19 protein-coding genes are annotated in these 17,253 nt (G+C 52.5%); all 19 read left to right on the forward strand.

Translation table 11 applies throughout. The features are described from left to right. The first annotated feature begins 19 nt into the window (after nt 1–19). Complete coding sequence (locus tag PHO67_06675) at nt 20–640, forward strand: DUF47 family protein (GenBank protein MDD5546820.1); 621 nt, start codon at nt 20–22, stop codon at nt 638–640. Beyond that, entirely contained in the window at nt 633–1,640 is a 1,008-nt protein-coding gene (locus tag PHO67_06680) for an inorganic phosphate transporter (protein MDD5546821.1), read from the forward strand. The genes PHO67_06675 and PHO67_06680 overlap by 8 nt, the downstream gene beginning before the upstream one ends. Before the next feature lie 127 nt (nt 1,641–1,767). Beyond that, nucleotides 1,768–2,430 (forward strand): hypothetical protein, encoded by a 663-nt coding sequence (locus tag PHO67_06685; protein ID MDD5546822.1) that lies wholly within the window; start codon nt 1,768–1,770, stop codon nt 2,428–2,430. Nucleotides 2,431–2,444: 14 nt separating this feature from the next. Beyond that, nucleotides 2,445–2,945: a peptidoglycan-binding domain-containing protein gene (locus PHO67_06690; protein MDD5546823.1), complete on the forward strand. Its 501-nt coding sequence runs from the start codon at nt 2,445–2,447 to the stop codon at nt 2,943–2,945. Continuing rightward, complete coding sequence (locus tag PHO67_06695) at nt 2,945–3,616, forward strand: OmpA family protein (GenBank protein MDD5546824.1); 672 nt, start codon at nt 2,945–2,947, stop codon at nt 3,614–3,616. Before PHO67_06690 ends, PHO67_06695 begins: the two co-directional genes overlap by 1 nt. 86 nt (nt 3,617–3,702) lie before the next feature. Beyond that, nucleotides 3,703–4,719: a DUF4912 domain-containing protein gene (locus PHO67_06700; GenBank protein ID MDD5546825.1), complete on the forward strand. Its 1,017-nt coding sequence runs from the start codon at nt 3,703–3,705 to the stop codon at nt 4,717–4,719. Next, nucleotides 4,720–6,300 (forward strand): DUF1957 domain-containing protein, encoded by a 1,581-nt coding sequence (locus PHO67_06705; protein MDD5546826.1) that lies wholly within the window; start codon nt 4,720–4,722, stop codon nt 6,298–6,300. Nucleotides 6,301–6,302: 2 nt separating this feature from the next. After that, nucleotides 6,303–7,010, forward strand: coding sequence for an isoprenyl transferase (locus PHO67_06710; GenBank protein ID MDD5546827.1), 708 nt, complete (start codon nt 6,303–6,305; stop codon nt 7,008–7,010). Next, nucleotides 7,007–7,864 (forward strand): phosphatidate cytidylyltransferase, encoded by an 858-nt coding sequence (locus PHO67_06715; GenBank protein ID MDD5546828.1) that lies wholly within the window; start codon nt 7,007–7,009, stop codon nt 7,862–7,864. The genes PHO67_06710 and PHO67_06715 overlap by 4 nt, the downstream gene beginning before the upstream one ends. Then, entirely contained in the window at nt 7,861–9,006 is a 1,146-nt protein-coding gene (locus tag PHO67_06720; protein MDD5546829.1) for a 1-deoxy-D-xylulose-5-phosphate reductoisomerase, read from the forward strand. The genes PHO67_06715 and PHO67_06720 overlap by 4 nt, the downstream gene beginning before the upstream one ends. Continuing rightward, nucleotides 9,006–10,064: an RIP metalloprotease RseP gene (gene rseP / locus PHO67_06725; protein MDD5546830.1), complete on the forward strand. Its 1,059-nt coding sequence runs from the start codon at nt 9,006–9,008 to the stop codon at nt 10,062–10,064. The genes PHO67_06720 and rseP overlap by 1 nt, the downstream gene beginning before the upstream one ends. Continuing rightward, entirely contained in the window at nt 10,061–11,143 is a 1,083-nt protein-coding gene (ispG, locus tag PHO67_06730; protein ID MDD5546831.1) for a flavodoxin-dependent (E)-4-hydroxy-3-methylbut-2-enyl-diphosphate synthase, read from the forward strand. The genes rseP and ispG overlap by 4 nt, the downstream gene beginning before the upstream one ends. A 4-nt stretch (nt 11,144–11,147) precedes the next feature. Further along, nucleotides 11,148–12,473: a proline--tRNA ligase gene (proS, locus tag PHO67_06735; protein ID MDD5546832.1), complete on the forward strand. Its 1,326-nt coding sequence runs from the start codon at nt 11,148–11,150 to the stop codon at nt 12,471–12,473. Between the two features lie 91 nt (nt 12,474–12,564). Beyond that, the gene (locus tag PHO67_06740; protein MDD5546833.1) at nt 12,565–13,449 is read left to right on the forward strand and encodes a serine protease; all 885 of its coding nucleotides are present in this window, start codon (nt 12,565–12,567) and stop codon (nt 13,447–13,449) included. A 46-nt stretch (nt 13,450–13,495) separates the two neighbouring features. Then, on the forward strand, nt 13,496–14,044 hold the full coding sequence (locus PHO67_06745; protein ID MDD5546834.1) for an HNH endonuclease: 549 nt from the start codon (nt 13,496–13,498) through the stop codon (nt 14,042–14,044). Between the two features lie 492 nt (nt 14,045–14,536). Continuing rightward, nucleotides 14,537–15,550, forward strand: a complete 1,014-nt coding sequence (locus tag PHO67_06750) for a tetratricopeptide repeat protein (protein ID MDD5546835.1) — start codon at nt 14,537–14,539, stop codon at nt 15,548–15,550. 98 nt (nt 15,551–15,648) lie between these two features. Further along, nucleotides 15,649–15,924, forward strand: a complete 276-nt coding sequence (locus PHO67_06755; protein MDD5546836.1) for a hypothetical protein — start codon at nt 15,649–15,651, stop codon at nt 15,922–15,924. 9 nt (nt 15,925–15,933) lie between these two features. Next, complete coding sequence (locus PHO67_06760; GenBank protein MDD5546837.1) at nt 15,934–16,320, forward strand: hypothetical protein; 387 nt, start codon at nt 15,934–15,936, stop codon at nt 16,318–16,320. Next, nucleotides 16,317–17,243, forward strand: coding sequence for an alpha/beta hydrolase (locus PHO67_06765; GenBank protein ID MDD5546838.1), 927 nt, complete (start codon nt 16,317–16,319; stop codon nt 17,241–17,243). Before PHO67_06760 ends, PHO67_06765 begins: the two co-directional genes overlap by 4 nt. Nucleotides 17,244–17,253 lie beyond the last annotated feature (10 nt).

Genomic DNA, 17,253 nt, shown 5'->3' on the forward strand with positions numbered 1-17,253 from the left:
CTCATCGCGGAGGAATCTCATGTTCAGCCTGATACCTAAAGAAGCGAAGTTCTTCGATATGTTCGTCAGAAGCGCCGAGAACCTGTTAAGGGGCGCGAAACTCTTGAAGGAGATATCGGATGATTTCAGCACTTTGGCTGAGGACGCCGCGAAGCTCGAAAGGCTCGAGCACGACAGCGACCAGATCACGCATGAGATAATGGAAAAACTCAACATGACGTTTGTGACCCCCCTGGACAGGGAAGACATACACGAGCTCACGGCGGCCCTCGATGACGTCATGGACTTCATCGAGGCCGCTACCGAGCGTATGGTCCTGTATAAATTAAAGGCCCCTACGCCGGAGATAAAAGAGATGGCCGATGTCATCCTGAGGCAGGCGGAAGAGATAAATTACGTGATGCCGAAACTCAAGCAATTGAAACACTCCCAGGTCATGGAGCATTGCATCGAGATAAACCGCCTCGAGAACGAGGGCGACAGGATACAGAGGGAAGCCGTAGCGAAATTATTCGACGAGAAGGCCGACGCGCTTGAAGTCATCAAGTGGAGGGATATCTACGAATATCTCGAGACAGCCACCGATAAATGCGAAGACATAGCTGTTATCATAGAGGGTATAGTCCTTAAGCATGCATGACGGCCTCCTGCTCATCATACCGGTAATCGCTTTTGCGCTTATCTTCGATTTTTTGAACGGTTTCCACGATTCCGCAAATTCGATAGCAACGGTCGTCTCAACGAGAGTGCTTTCCCCGCGTTTCGCGGTAATGTGGGCGGCGTTCTTTAATTTCATCGCGTTCCTCTTCTTCGGCCTGCACGTCGCCAACACGATCGGCAAGGGTATAATCGATATCGCGATCATAGATAAGACGGTCATCTTCGGGACGCTCGTGGGCGCCTGCGGCTGGAATATCATCACCTGGTATTTCGGGCTTCCGACAAGCTCTTCCCACGCGCTCATCGGAGGATTGGTCGGCTCGGCATTGGTAAAAGCCGGCACCGGCGCGCTCGTATGGAAAGGTATTATTAAGACGGTGACTTTTATTTTTGTGTCGCCGATACTCGGGTTTTTCCTGGGCCTGGCCTTCGGCGTGGCGGTCTACTGGCTCTTCAGCAGAAGTTCCCCGACAAGGGTCGACCACGTTTTCAGGAAAGGGCAGTTGGTATCGGCCGCCCTTTACAGTTTAGGCCACGGCGGCAACGACGCGCAGAAAACGATGGGTATCATCGCAAGCCTTCTTTTCAGCGCGGGCTACCTGGGACCGACATTTCACATCCCTCTCTGGATCGTGCTGGCATGCCATGCGGCCATTGCCCTCGGCACGATGTTCGGCGGATGGCGCATCGTCAAGACTATGGGCCAGAAGGTCTCAAAGCTTAAGCCGGTCGACGGTTTTTGCGCCGAGTCAGGCGCGGCGGCGACGTTATTCATGTCTTCGGCGTTCGGCATCCCGGTGAGCACGACTCACACCATCACCGGCGCTATAATGGGTGTCGGTTCGCTAAAAAGATTGAGCGCGGTCAAATGGGGCGTTGCGGGCCAGATAATTTGGGCATGGATACTGACCATTCCCTGCTCTGCGGCCATATCAGCATTGACTTATTACGTTACACACCTGGCAAGAACCCGCTTTTAATTGACATAGATGCGCTTTTTTGATAAGATTAAAAAAGGAGTTTACGGTGCGGAGGCCTTTCTATTCAGCGGTTTTAGCCCTCACTTTGATTTCTTTTTTCAATTCGGCAAATCCTGAAGATAGGGCAATGAATGCTGAGCCCTTGGCCGCGACATCGTCGACGGCGGAGGCCGCAGAGGCGATCGTGCCGCCCCAGGCAACACCGGCGGCAGCGCAGCCTGAGAAGCCGGCCGAGTTCCCGCAGGCGAGACCCGCAGAAGAAGAAGTAATAGTCATCTTCGACGATTTTCTTCCCGCCGGAGCGGTGACCCAGGGGACATGGGATTGGGATACTGCGGTAAAATACAGGGGTGAAAAGTCCCACACGCAGCCGGCGGCAAAAGGTTTGGCCGAGCATTCTTACAGGTCCGCCCCGGTCGACGTCCCCGACGGCTATGTATTGGAACAATATGTATATCTCGATCCCAACGATCCCCCGTCCGGCATAATGTTGACGTTCAGGTTCGAGGCGGAGGGCAGGGAAGGCGAGATCGGCCTCTACCGTGAGGGAGAGGAAGAGGTATTTGTCTTCAACGAGGACGAGCCGGTGATATACGACGGCACTTTGCCGGAGGCGGGCAAGTGGGAAAAATGGACGATCGACCCGGAAGACCTCGATCTCAACGGCACCAGGATAACGGGTATTTCATTCGCGGTCTATGGCGGAAAGGCGAACTGGGACCTTACGCGTTTTGTTCCGTCGAAAAATATAAAACAAAGTTTGGTACCCGCGAAGGGGCCTAACAACTAAAGGAGAGAGAGGGTATGTCAAGAAGAACCGTAGTAGCCTTAGTGGCCGTGATCTCGATATTTCTGCTGTCCAGCGTCGTCTTGGCGATGGGCAGGAAAGTAAAACCCGCAGAACAGCAGCCCGCGTCGCTCGGCACCTCGCAGCCGGAGATAGAACTCGTAAAACCCGAACAACTCGAGCCCAATCCCCCGATAACCGAAGAGATGAAAGAGATCAGGCCCCAGGAAGCCGGCATCAAATTGGCCCCCGATGAAGCTACGAAGAACAGGCAGATACAGGCCGCCCTTAAAAATGCAGGCTACGATCCCGGCGCGATAGACGGGAAATTAGGAGCTAAATCCAAGAAGGCGATAAAGGAATTCCAGTCCGCGAACGGCCTTAAGGCAGACGGAAAAGTCGGCGCTAAGACGTGGGCGAAGTTAAGCACATATATTTTGCAGGCCGGCTCCGCCGATAACATTTCGGCCCCGGATACCAATTTCGAAAAGGGCACCCCGAAAAAAGGAGGCAGATAATGTTTAAGATATCGAGATTAGGCGTCGTCGCGTTATTATTGGCCGCGGTATTTGCGGCCTCCGGTTGCGCGGTAGGTTTCTACAAGCGCAGCCCCAACGATATGCGGAAGATAGAGGACCTCAAGGCCGAGGTCGAGCGCCTCAAGTTATTAAGGGACCAGGAGAACAGGGAACTTGATGCGGCCAGGGCCGAGCTCGAGAGGAGATTGAAGGGCGAACAAGGCGTCAGCGTGGAGATGAGCGAACGCGGCCTCGTCGTGACGTTCCTCGCCGAAGTGCTCTTCGATTCCGGCAAGGCGAAGGTAAAGACGCCGGCGCATGAAGTGCTGGATAAAGTCGCGAAGGTAATAACCGAGAAGGCCCCGGACAGGAACATCGCGGTAGAGGGCCACACCGATAACGAGCCGATAAAGAAATCCGGCTGGAAATCGAACTGGGAACTCTCTACGGCGAGGGCGACGTCCGTCCTCCATTATCTGGAGGAGAAGGGTATCGCGCCCGAGAAATTGCAGGCTACCGGTTACGGCGAATACCGCCCCGTGGCCTCCAACGATACGATCGAAGGCAGGCAGGAGAACAGAAGGGTGGAGATAATAATACTGCCCAGGATGTCGAAAGCGGAATCCGAATTCCTGAAGGAACACGAGAAGGAGTCGGAATACACTAAATAGGACGGCTTTAGATAGCGGAAGCGAAAAAAACGTCGTCCTCATCATCCGGGGACGACGTTTGATTATTGGAAGGGAGGCGGATTTTCATGAAGAAGAAGGCAAAGGCCGGAACCAGGGCCGTCAAAAAGATCGTGAAAAAGAAGAAAAAAACGGTGAAGGCCGCGGGAAAGAAAACCAGGCCCGTCTTAAAAAAGGCCAAAAAAGCGCGCGCCGTCAGGAAAATAACTGCGGGCGTGGCCCAAAGGGTCGAATTGGGCCGCGACAGGGCCGAGGAGTCAAAATATTATCCGCGCCCAACGCCGTATCTGCCTCCGCGGCAATGGGAGCATGAAGAGCTGCCGTCAAAATACGGCGATACGCGCATCGTCGTGATGACGAGGGACCCCCATTGGATATTCGCTTATTGGGAGGTCGGCGACGAAAGGCGCATGCAGATAGAGCGCGAGGCAAGCGCATCCTGGGACAACCTCAGGAAGGTCCTGCGCGTCTATGACGTCACCGGCAAGGGTTTTAACGGCTCGAACGCCAACAGGTTTTTTGATATAGACATAAATTCGGCCGCGGCCAACTGGTACATAAACGTCGGCGAGGCGGACAGGTCCTGGTGCGTGGACCTGGGCGTCATTACCTCGAGCGGGAAGTTCATACTCATAGCCCGTTCGAATATCGTTTCCACGCCGCGCGACAGCGCCTCGGACGTCATCGACGAAGAGTGGATGTCGATCGAGGAACAGTTCCTGAAGCTCTACGGCCTATGGGGCGGGTTCGCCGGCGCGTCGCCGGGCAAGGCCCGGATAAAAAAGATAATGAAGGAACGCCTCCAGCAGGCGCTCGCCTCCGGCGGCATCAGCTCGTTCGTCCGCCCGGAGAAATTCCGCGGCTTCTGGATGGTCGTCAACACAGAGCTGATAGTATACGGCGCGACCGAGCCTGACGCGGCGGTCACGGTCCAGGGCAGGCCCATAAAGCTCAATCGCGACGGGTCGTTTTCCCTGCGTTTCGCGCTTCCCGACGGGGAGCAGGTGATACCGGTAAAGGGCGTCTCGCACGACAAGGCTGAAGAGCGCACGATAACACCAATAGTCAAGAAATACACAAAATAAATGGAAAAAGGCTACCTCTGTATAGTCCTGCACAGCCATCTTCCTTATGTCCGGCATCCGGAGTACAAGGACTTCCTCGAGGAGGACTGGCTTTACGAGGCGATAACCGAGACCTACATCCCGCTCATCAGCGTCTATAACGGGCTGGTCAAAGACGGCGTGGATTTCCGCATAACTATGTCGATCACGCCGACGCTCTGTTCGATGCTCGCCGACCCGCTCCTGCAGGACAGGTACTTAAAGCATATCGAATCCCTCATAGAACTCTCCAATAAAGAGATCGAACGCACCAGATGGGAACCCGCCTTCAACCGGCTCGCCCTGATGTACCAGGCAAAATTCATCGAGACGCGGCAGATATTCGCCGACAAGTACCACAAGAACATCCTCGCCGCTTTCAAGGAATTCCAGGATATGGGCAAACTCGAGATCATAACCTGCAACGCCACGCACGGCTTCCTGCCGCTTATGGAGGTAAACCCGAAATCGGTCCAGGCGCAGGTCCAGGTCGGCGCGAACAATTACGAGAGGTTTTTCGGCAGGCGCCCGCGCGGCACGTGGCTCGCCGAATGCGGATATTACCCCGGCGTCGACCGGTACGTGAAAGAGGCGGGGATAAGGTATTTCTTCGTAGATACGCACGCGATACTCCACGCCAGCCCGCGCCCGAAATACGGCGTCTACGCGCCGATATACTGCAAGTCAGGCGTCGCCGCCTTCGGAAGGGATTTCGAGTCGTCAAAACAGGTCTGGAGCTCGATCGAGGGTTATCCCGGCGATTTTAATTACCGCGACTTCTACCGCGATATCGGTTTTGACCTCGACTTCGACTACATAAAGCCCTACATCCACGAGGCCGGCATACGCATAAACACGGGCATAAAATATTACAGGATAACCGGCAAGACCGACCAGAAGGAGCCGTATAATCCCGACTGGGCCCGCGACTCTGCCGGCGCGCACGCCGGGAATTTCATGCACAACAGGGAGAAGCAGGCGGAGTACCTCTTCGACGTGATGGGGAAGAAGCCGGTCATCGTGGCCCCTTACGACGCCGAACTATACGGCCACTGGTGGTACGAGGGGCCGATGTTCCTCGATTTCCTTTTCAGGAAACTGCATTACGACCAGAAGACCGTCAAGCCGATAACGCCTTCGGAGTACCTCGAGCAGAATCCCCGGAACCAGGTCTCGACCCCGTCGATGTCGAGCTGGGGCTATAAGGGATACGCCGAGCACTGGCTCGACGGCTCTAACGATTGGATATACAGGCACCTGCATAAGGCCTCGGACCGCATGACGGAATTGGCCGGTACTTACAAGGACGCGACTGGCCTGCAGCGCCGCGCCCTAAACCAGGCGCTGCGCGAACTTCTGCTCGCGCAGTCGAGCGACTGGGCGTTCATAATGAAGACCGGCACGGTCGTCCAGTACGCCGTCAAGAGGACCAAAGACCATATATTGAGATTTACCCGGCTCTATGAGGATATAAAGGCGGACCGCATCAACGAAGGATGGCTCGCCGATATCGAATGGAAGGACAATATCTTTCCGGAGATAGACTATAGAGTCCATACCTAAAGATGCCCGATAAGAACACTCTTCCTTTGCATATCGCCGTCATAATGGACGGGAACGGCAGGTGGGCCAAAAAGCGCGGGCTGCCGCGGGTCATGGGCCACCGCGCCGGGATGAAGGCCGTCAGGGAAGTCATAAAGTCGTGCCGCGAACTGGGCATAAAACACCTGACGCTCTACGCGTTCTCCTCGGAGAACTGGAAACGCCCTAAAGCGGAAGTCGACGCGCTCATGCGCTTCCTCAACGAATATATAGAAAAGGAATTACAGTCCTTTTTAAAGAACGGCATAAGGCTTAATTTTATCGGCAGGATGGGCGCCCTGCCGGATTTCGTGCGCCCTAAATTGAAAAAGGCGATGGAAGCGACCGCCGATTGCGGAAAAATGACGCTCAACGTTGCGCTCAATTACAGCGGCAGGGGCGAGATCGTGGACGCGGCTAAAAGGTTCGCCTCGCAGGTAAAGGCCGGAAAGCTCGGCGTCGACGATCTCGACGAGGATTCATTCGGCGGGTTCCTGTATACCGCCGGCCAGCCCGACCCGGACCTGCTGATCCGCACCTCGGGCGAAATGCGGATATCGAATTTCCTCCTCTGGCAGATATCTTATGCCGAATTATACGTGACGCCGAAACTCTGGCCCGATTTCAAGAACGGCGACCTGGTAGACGCTATAAAGGAATACCAAAAACGCGAAAGAAGGTTCGGGGCATGACCGGACAGTCGGACAAAAACCACGATAGCCATAACAACCTTATACCGAGGCTGGTAAGCTCGGTCCTGATAATATTATTCGTGCTGTTTACCGTCCTCGTCTGGCCGGACTGGTTCTTCTGCCTCGTCCTCACCGTCATGATAGCGATGGCGCTCAACGAGTTCTACACGCTCGTCGAGAAGAAGGGGATACCGATATTCAAGATAAGCGGGATCTCGATAGCCATCCTCGTCCCGACGTCGATATACTTCACCTTCGAGCCCACGAAAGGATGGGAACTGCTTTTCATCATCGCCGTACTCCTTATCATATTCATCCTGCAGTTCACCCGCAGGGAGAGCGACCAGGCGATAGTCGGCGTCTCGACGATGATATTCGGCATCCTTTATATCAGTTGGACGTTCAGTTTCCTCATGAAGTTGAAACTCATAGAGCCTGACGGCCTGCCGGACGGGAGCCTGCTGGTAGCGTTCCTGCTCCTGGTCACGAAGATCGGCGATATAGGCGCTTATTTTGTCGGGACGTATTTCGGCAAGCACACCCTCATAGCGAGGATAAGCCCGAAGAAATCCGTGGAAGGGGCGATAGGCGGGTTCGTATGCAGTGTTGCCGCCGCCCTTATAAGCAAGTCGTTTTTGCCGTCTGTCCCGCTGCACCACCTGTTTATTCTGGGCTGTATCCTGGGGGTGCTGGCGCAGGTAGGCGACCTGACCGAGTCATTGATAAAACGCGACAGCCAGGTCAAGGATTCGGCGGTGCTTATTCCGGGGATGGGCGGGATGCTGGACCTCATCGACAGCATTTTGTTCACGGCGCCGACCTTATATTTTTACGCCCTTAAGTTCCTCACATGAAAAAGATAAATATACTGGGCTCAACGGGCTCTATCGGCACTAACGCGTTGGATGTCATCGGCAGGCACCCGCGCGAATTTTCTGTGGTTGGGCTCGCGGCGCATTCCAATGCCGAACTGCTCGTCCGCCAAGCGAAGAGATTCCGCCCAAGGGCCGTCGCGATATGCAACGAAGCGAAGGTCAACGGTGTCAGGAAGGCGCTATCCGGCGCCGGGATAAGGGTATTAGGCGGCTACGAAGGCATAAACGAGCTCGCCGGGCATAAGGATGCCGATATCACGCTCGTCTCGATAGTCGGCGCGGCAGGGCTGCTTCCGACATTATACGCGATAGATTCGGTCAGGACCGTTGCGCTCGCGAACAAAGAGCCGCTCGTCATGGCCGGCGGGATAATAACAGCGCGCGCGAAAAAACGCGGCACGAAGATAATCCCGGTCGATTCCGAGCACAGCGCGATATTCCAGTGCTTGAACGGCCACGACAGGGAAGACCTGAAGAAGATATACCTTACCGGTTCGGGCGGGCCGCTAAAGAACCTGGACGCGAAAAAGTTTGAAGCCCTTTCTCCCGAGGAGGTCGTAAACCACCCGCGCTGGAAGATGGGCAAGAAGATATCGGTAGACTCGGCCACGCTTATGAACAAGGGCCTCGAGATAATAGAGGCGAAATGGCTCTTCGGCGTCGGCGTCGACAAGATAGACGTCCTGATACATCCCGAGGCGATAATACATTCGATGGTCGAGTTCATCGACGGCTCGATAATGGCGCAGTTGTCGCAGACGGATATGCGCCTGCCTATAATGTATGCGTTCTCGTATCCGCGCCGCGTGAAATCGACGCTTCCCGCGCTCGATTTCGTGAAGCTCGGAAAATTCACGTTCTCTCCGCCGGACTTTGGGAAATTCCCGTGCCTTAAAATGGCATACGAGGCGGCAAAGAACGGCGGCTCTCAGCCCGCAGTGTTAAATGCCGCGAACGAGGAAGCCGTGTTGGCGTTCCTCGGCAAGAAGATAAAATTCACACAGATACCGAAGATCATCGGCGGAGTTCTGGCCAAGCACAGGTCAAAGGCGGATCCTTCGCTCGATGAGATACTTCAAATAGACGCCTGGGCAAGACAACAGGCGAGGAGCTTGATCTGATGCTATCCTGGATACTTGTAGTACTCGCGTTTTCCGTGATGATAATCATACATGAGTTGGGGCATTTCCTGGTCGCCCGGAGGGTCGGGATAAAAGTCGAGACATTCTCGATCGGGTTCGGCCCGCCGATCTTTTCCGTCAAAAAGGGCGGGGTCGAATACAGGATCGGCGCCTTGCCCCTCGGCGGATATGTAAAATTGCTCGGGGAAGACCCTTCGGAAAAGCTGACAGGGGATAAAAGCGAATTGGCCTCCCAACCTGTTGGCAACAGGTTCAAAGTATTTGCCGCTGGCTCGGCCCTCAATTACCTTCTCGGCTACGTGCTCCTTTCGGTCGTGTTCATGATAGGTTATCCTGTAATAACGACAAAAGTAGGCGCGCTGGTCGAGGATTACCCGGCCAAAAAAGCCGGGATGCAGGTCGGCGACAGGGTCCTTGCCATCGACGGCAAAGCCGTCGGCGACTGGGAGGAGCTCACCGGTATTATGCATAAGAAGACCGAAGGCGACGTCAAGCTGATCATCGACAGGGACGGGAAGAAATTAGACCTTGTCATCAGGCCCATGGTCCGCGAGACAAAGGATGTCTTCGGCAACAAGGTCCGCATCGCCCAGGTCGGCATAATGAACTCCGACGAGCGCAGCGTCCAGAAATACGGTTTCTTCGGATCATTCGCGGCGGGCGGAAAGAAACTCGTCAATTTTACCTATATGACTTATAAGGGCCTCTGGAGCCTGATAACCGGCAAACTCCCGTTCAAGGAGAATGTGATGGGCCCGGTAGGCATCTTCGGGACGATGAACGCGGCTGCGAAGATCGGCGTTGTCCCGTTCCTGCTGCTGACCGCCCTGATCAGCGCCCTGCTCGGGATGTTCAACGTGCTTCCGGTCCCGCCGCTCGACGGTGGGCTGATATTATTTCTCGGCATAGAAAAAATAATGGGCAGGCCTCTCAGCAGGAGGGTGCAGGAGGTAGCTATGCAGGCAGGCTGGATGTTCTTCATCGCCTTGATGCTCTTTGCGACATACGGCGACATATTCAGGATGATGGGTAAATGAAGATAATAAGACGCAAGACAAGGACTATAAACTTGGGCGGGGTGAAGATAGGCGGGACGAGCCCGGTATCGGTGCAGTCGATGACAAAGACCGATACGCTCGACGTCGCCGCGACAGTCGCGCAGATAAAAAAGCTTGAGCTCGCCGGCTGCGATATCGTGCGCACCGCGGTCAAGGACGCCTCGTGCTGCGATGCCCTCGCCAGGATAATGAAAAAGATAAACATCCCGCTCGAAGCCGATATACATTTCGATTACCGGCTCGCTATAAAAGCGATAGAGGCGGGTGTCGACGGCGTCAGGCTCAACCCCGGCAACGTCTGTAAGAAAGACGAAGTCGCCGCGGTAATAAATCTCGCGAAAAAACGCAGTATTCCCGTGCGCGTCGGCGTAAACTCCGGTTCGGTGCGCATCCCGAAGGGCGGCGTATCGAGAGAGAAGTTCCCTGCGCTTATGGTCAAGGCCGCGCTCGATTATATCAAGATGATCGAAGATCTCAATTTCAGGAATTTGATGGTATCGCTTAAGGTCTCCGACGTAGGGCAAACGATAGATGCTTACCGGCTCATGGCCAAGAAATGTGACTACCCGTTCCATCTGGGCGTAACTGCCGCAGGCCCTGAACTTTCCGGGACGGTCAAGTCCACACTTGGTATCGGTATCCTGCTTGCAGAGGGGATAGGAGATACGATACGCGTATCGCTTACCGGCGACCCGGTCCAGGAAGTCATCGTCGGGAAAAATATAATCCAGGGGCTCGGGCTTCGCAGGTTCGGCCCCGAGGTCCTTTCCTGCCCGACTTGCGGCAGGACAGAGGTAGACATTATCGGCATCGCGAATAAAGTCGAGCAGGCGCTCGGCAAGATTAAAGACGAAAAAGGCAAGCTCTCGGGCCTGCGCGTCGCCGTGATGGGATGTGTAGTCAACGGCCCGGGTGAAGCGAAAGAGGCGGATCTCGGCATCGCGGCGGGAAAGGGCAGCGGATTTCTCTTTATTAAAGGCAAGCCCGCGCGTAAAATAAAAGAGAGCGAGTTCGTCAGCGCGATAGTCACCGAGATAAATAAAATACTGAGGGGTTGACAACATGAGATGGACCCAGGCACTGATCCCGACGCTTAAAGAAGACCCGGCAGAGGCGGAAATAATAAGCCACAAGCTAATGATCCGCGCCGGGCTTATCCGCAAGCTCACCGCCGGCGCTTACACCTACCTGCCGCTCGGATGGCGCGTCCTCAACAAAGTGGAAAATATAATCCGCGAAGAGATGGACGCCAAAGGCGCGCAGGAGATCCTGATGCCCGCGCTCCAGCCCTCCGAATTATGGAAGGAATCCGGAAGATATACTGCCCTCGGCGAAGATATGATCAAGTTCACCGACCGGCACGGCAAGGAGACTATCCTGGGCCCGACCCACGAGGAGATAATAACCGACCTCGTCAGGGGCAGTGTCAAGTCCTACAAAGAACTTCCTCTTATACTTTACCAGATACAGGTCAAATTCCGCGACGAGATACGCCCGCGCTCCGGCGTTTTGCGCTCGCGCGAGTTCATTATGAAGGACGCATATTCATTCGACCGCGACACCGCCGGCCTAGACAAAAACTATAAAAAAATGTACGACGCCTACTGCGCGATATTCACCCGCTGCGGCCTGAAATTTTTGGCCGTCGAGGCCGATACCGGCGTAATGGGCGGCGATGTCTCGCACGAGTTCATGGTCTTATCCGAGAGCGGCGAAGATACGCTCGCCCATTGCGCGAAATGCGGCTACGCGGCAAGTTTGGATAAGCACCTTTTAAATCTTAACGTAAAGAAGGATTTCAAGATAGAGACTCTTGACGATATCAAGAAGATAGACAAAGGCGACAAATGCCCTAAATGCGGCACCGAGATAAAGCTTGAACAGGCGATAGAAGTCGGTCACGTATTCAAGCTCGGCACTAAATATTCAAAGGCGATGTCCGCCAATTTCCTCGGCGAGGACGGCAAGGAAAGAATATATATAATGGGCTGCTACGGCATCGGCGTCAACAGGATAATCGCCGCTTTGATCGAGCAGAGCCACGACAAGGACGGCATCATCTGGTGCCCGTCGATAGCGCCCTACACAGTCGCAATACTCCCGCTCAACACCGCACATCCAGCATCGATGGAGGCAGGCGAGAAGATCTACGCCGAGCTGGCCTCCGCCGGAATCGAATGCATCCTCGACGACCGCCCCGAACGCGCCGGCGTAAAGTTCAAAGACTCCGACCTCATCGGCTTCCCGATCCAAATAATCATAGGTGAAAAAAGAATCGCCAACGGCGAAGTCGAGATTAAAGACCGCAAGACGAAAGAGGTAAAAATACTAATGAGTGACAAGATCGTTTCCGCGATTAAGGAATTTTTATCGGCTCTAGGTTCGTAGCCTTAGGCTCTGAGCTCCGAAGAAATCTTAAGCAAAAAGCATATATTATGCATTTCGTCTATTAATTGTTAGTCATAGAGAAGGGGGTATTATGAAAAAAAGAATTAGCCTACTTTGTGTTATCTATTTTACTTCAGCATCCTTTTGTTATGCTGGTGAAATTTGTTCAAGAGAAAATATTGTTCCCTGCGTTGTTTTATTAGAGCAAAAAAGTAATATTGCTTCAATCAGTATCAACGGAGTAAAATCAGAATTGTGGTATAAAGAACCAGGTAGCGCTGAACCTAAACCGCGTTATGAGTTTTTTCAGGGTACTGGATTTTTGGTTTCTTCTGAAAATAATAAACTTTTCCTAGTAACAGCAGCCCATGTAGCGCTTACAATGACACCGTCAGCGCAGATTACTTTCAAGGGAGAAAATGATGCCCCAATTAGTTTAGCTCTATCAGAGGCAAGTGGTTTTAAAAAAGAATTGCCTTGGGTTTATCATCCAGAAGCAGATGTTGCGGTGTTACCGTTATTCCCTGAGAATGTTATTTTAATAAAGTATTTCAAAAACCACTTTCTTCCGCAAAGTCTTATTTCATCTGAAAAGGTTCCGCCTTCAAGAGATATTCCCCTAACTGTTTTTGGATTTCCTCTTGGTTTTGGTGCTGTAGATACATTTTCTCCATTAACAAAAACAAGTCATACAGCAAGTAGTTTGATGCAGCTTTCTCGATTCGACAATGGCAAGGTGACTACATTTTATATATTAGAAGATCCAAGCATTACAGGGTACAGTGGTGGCCCGGTTTTTGATGTTTCCATGTATAAAATCGGGGCATTATCTACTACTGGTTCTGGTACAAAATTAGTTGGTATTATGCATGGAACACTTTCGGATCCAACAGGCGGTAAGCTTGCAGCTGTGGTACCGAGTTATTTTATTGTAGAAACTATAAATCTTGCATTATCTGAACCTTCAAATAAATAGATAATTTCGGTGACAATATACCTAATTCCCTAACCGAAATAATAACATGCCCCCACGCTACGTTAAGACCATAAAAGAAGAAATCCTCTACGAATACGCCAAGCTCATATCCCGCAGCGCGTTCAAGGGCAGCATCAACTACGGATTTGTCACGGACCGGTTCAAAGCCCTGCGCGACGGCAACGCTACGATGTCCGGCACGATAAGGGAGTGGCAGAGGGAGCAGGAGATGGATAAGGAGTGCGTCTTTTGCGGCGCGCTCGAAGGCCTGCAGGTCGACCACCTCATCCCGCGAAGCCGCGGCGGCCCTGATTCGGCGGATAATTCGGTCCTGTCGTGTCCCGCCTGCAACGCCTCGCGGGGCGACAGCGGCGTCTTCCAATGGTTGGGGCTCAAGAAGAAGGATGGCCTCCACCGCCTCGTGGCCGGCAAGTACCTGAAATTGCTGTTTGACCTCCACCAGACGCGTGGTACACTTGATATAAATAGGGACGACATTGCCCGGTTGTGCCCCGAATGCAGGAACAAGTCCACCTGCAGGGAGTGGCGCAAGGAACAGGAGCTTACATGTTTTTGTTTGGAGAGCGTGATCTAAATTAGAGCAGAAGGAGCAAATTAATATGGAGAAAATGTTCATTTTATTTTTACTGGCAACCATTATTATGATACTTATAATAGTAAAATCGAAAATCCGATTATTCAGTATGTACTTTTTTGCCGTTGGAGCTTTAACGCCATTAATATCATTCGCTTTTTGTTTTATTATTAGAAGTACTGCCTTACCAGCTAAAATCTTTTGGACAGTTAGTCCCTTGGCACTTATTCTTTGCGTGCTCTCATCAATTGCGGGAATTATTGAGATTTCTAATCGAAAAATACCCAGGAATTATTTATATTTTCCAATTGGCGGCCTAGTCTGTTCACTCTTTTTATGGTTATTTTTAGCTGCTGCCTGGGCTATGGTAAACGGCGCCTAATAATAGAGGATAAATAGGGGACGAGAGCGTATTTTAGAGGAAAGAACAGCGGCTGAATTAGCCATTTTTTTCTCATGGCATTAAAAACGTTTCGAGGCGAAATGGTATCCATGAAAAGAATATTCATTTTGACTTTAGCCATATCCTCGATAGTTTGTAATTGCTATGCGGAATACGAGATAGACGAGGAGTTGACCGCCCGTGAGCATTTTAACAAGGGCATGGTTTATTATAACAGGCATAATTACGACCACTCAATCCTGCAGTTCACCAAAGCCATCCAGATGAACCCACAGTTTGCCGATGCCTTCAAGCAGAGGGGGAACGCATTCCTTAAATTGGGTGATTACGACCGCGCGATCTGGGACTACGACTACGCGATAGAACTTAATCCTAAATACCCGAACCTCTATTTAGACCGCGGTTCCGCATATCGCAACAAGGGTGATACCGAAAAAGCCCTTGCCGATTACACCAAAGCGCTGGAGATCAGCCCCAACTTTATTATGGTCTATGAAGGCCGGGGTATGGTATACGCGGATGTCGGCGAATACGACAAGGCGATAGCGGATTTTACGAAGATAATCGAACTTGAGCCCGATAACGCCCGCGCTTTTTATCGCCGCGGCAAGGCTTACAGCGCTAAAGGGGAATACGGCAAGGCCGTCGCGAATTTTAACAGTGCACTGAGCTTATCGCCCAAGTACTACAAAGCGCGTTTTGAGCGCGCGAGCGCCTATTTAAATAAAGGAGACATCGACAGGGGGATATCCGAGTACGACAAATTGTTAAGGGAGAATCCGCGTGATAACGCCGCTTATAATAACCGGGGATACGGCTACTTCCTGAAAGGCGATAATGAATCCGCGATAAAAGACTATTCCGCGGCCCTTGAACTTAATCCCTATGACGTGGATGCCTGGGATAATATAGGTATATCGTATTACCTGACGGAGAGATATTTAATGGCGAAAGAGTCGCTTGAAACAGCAGCGGAGTTGGGTTCCGTATGTTATGAGTGTTACTATTATTTAAGCGAGATGTACGCAAAAGACGGCGAAGCCGAAAAGGCCAAGATGTACCGGGACAAAGCGCAGCAATATAAACAGCAAGGGATTAAATAGAGGACGCCCTGCGAACACGCCGATCTAATATCCCGCAGTAAAATTGCTGTTTGACCTTCACCAGACGCGTGGTACACTTGATAAGAAGTAAAATGACAATGGGAAAGATAATATCTGCGGCAATAGCGGCCTGTTATATCGTTCTCGCATATTCAGCGGGAGGGGCGAAGATGGCGTTCAAAATTTTTGCCTTCCTTATCATTCCTATCGGATTCATCTGGTTCAGCGAGGCGATAGGCAATTATACCGGTCCGGTGACACGAGCAGCTCCGCTTACTAATAAAACCCCGGCGTTCTTAATTGCATTTGTGGGGTGGGTAGTTCTTTTGCTGCCAGCCATAATTGGACTGTTTTTAAGTTTTCGGCTAAAATAGGAGGCAAATATGACCGACTCGCAGTTATTCCAGTTAATGGGCGTTGTCTATACGGCGGCAGGGCTCGGGATGCTCATCAATCCCGACTATTATAAGAAGATAGTTGATTCTTTTGATAATAATCCCGCGCTGATCTATATCACGTCGTTGATAATGATCGTGGCGGGGTTTGTCCTTGTGACCTTCCATAATGTTTGGGTCGCGGGCTGGCCGGTGATAATTACCATCGTCGGTTACGCTATCCTTATAAAGGCGGTTGGCATTCTCCTCTTCCCGAGGGAATTGATGAAATTTTCAAAGGAACTGACGAAGAAGGTCAAGAACATCCGTCTCTACGCCGTTATACCCTTGGCGATCGGCCTCGGGCTGATGTATCTGGGGTTTGTCAGGCCATGAACACTAAACCCGACATAATAGGCCGCGAAGAGATCGAGGCGCTCCAGGCGCAGGTAAAATTCCTGCCCCTGAAAGACAGCCGCCGTATCGCGTTTTACGAATACGGCGACCCTTCCGGTTTGCCGGTGATCTTTTGCCATGGAACCGGTTCGCATGTCCACGTCATGCTCCTGCACTACTCGGCCAAACGGCATAATTTTCGTATAATCGTGCCGGACCGCCCGGGGGTAGGGCAGTCGGATTTCCAGCCCGGCCGTAAGTTGCTCGACGGCGCGGCAGATATCGCGGCCCTCGCGGACCACCTCGGCATCGCGAAATTCGGCGTAATGGGGATCTCCGGAGGCGGGCCGACAGTATTGGCGTGCGCTTACGCTTTGGCAGACCGTCTTTTATTCGCCGTTGACCTTGCCGGCGCGGTCCCGCTCTATACCGACCCTAAGGCGCTCAGCAAACTGGGGGCCATGGACCGTTTTTACGCGAAAATCGGCGCAAAACTCCCGCTATGGCTCTTCCAGATACCCTTCTCGCTCCTTGGGTTCCAGCAGAAGGTCATGAAAAATCCCCAGGCGTTCGTCAAGATGATGGGCTCGAGCATGTGCCCGGCCGATTCGGAATTATTTGTCATTCCGGAAATGGCTTATATCTTCATGCGGGATTTCCAGGAATTGTTCCGGCAGGGGGCGAAAGGGGCTGCGTTCGACGCGCAATTGATCTACCTCGATTGGGGTTTCGACCTGCGTAATATAAAGACGCACGTAGAGATACGCCAGGGGACTGAGGACCGCTGGATCCCCCCGATGTTCAGCGAATACCTGTCAAAGACCCTCCCGGACTCAAAACTTAATTTAATACCCGGACAGGGGCATTTTTACCATATGGCTTACGCCGATGATACGCTTGATGCCGTAAGCCGGCTTATATAATTAGGGGACG

The sequence above is a fragment of the Candidatus Omnitrophota bacterium genome (assembly GCA_028716565.1).
GTDB lineage: Bacteria > Omnitrophota > Gorgyraeia > Pluralincolimonadales > Pluralincolimonadaceae > Pluralincolimonas.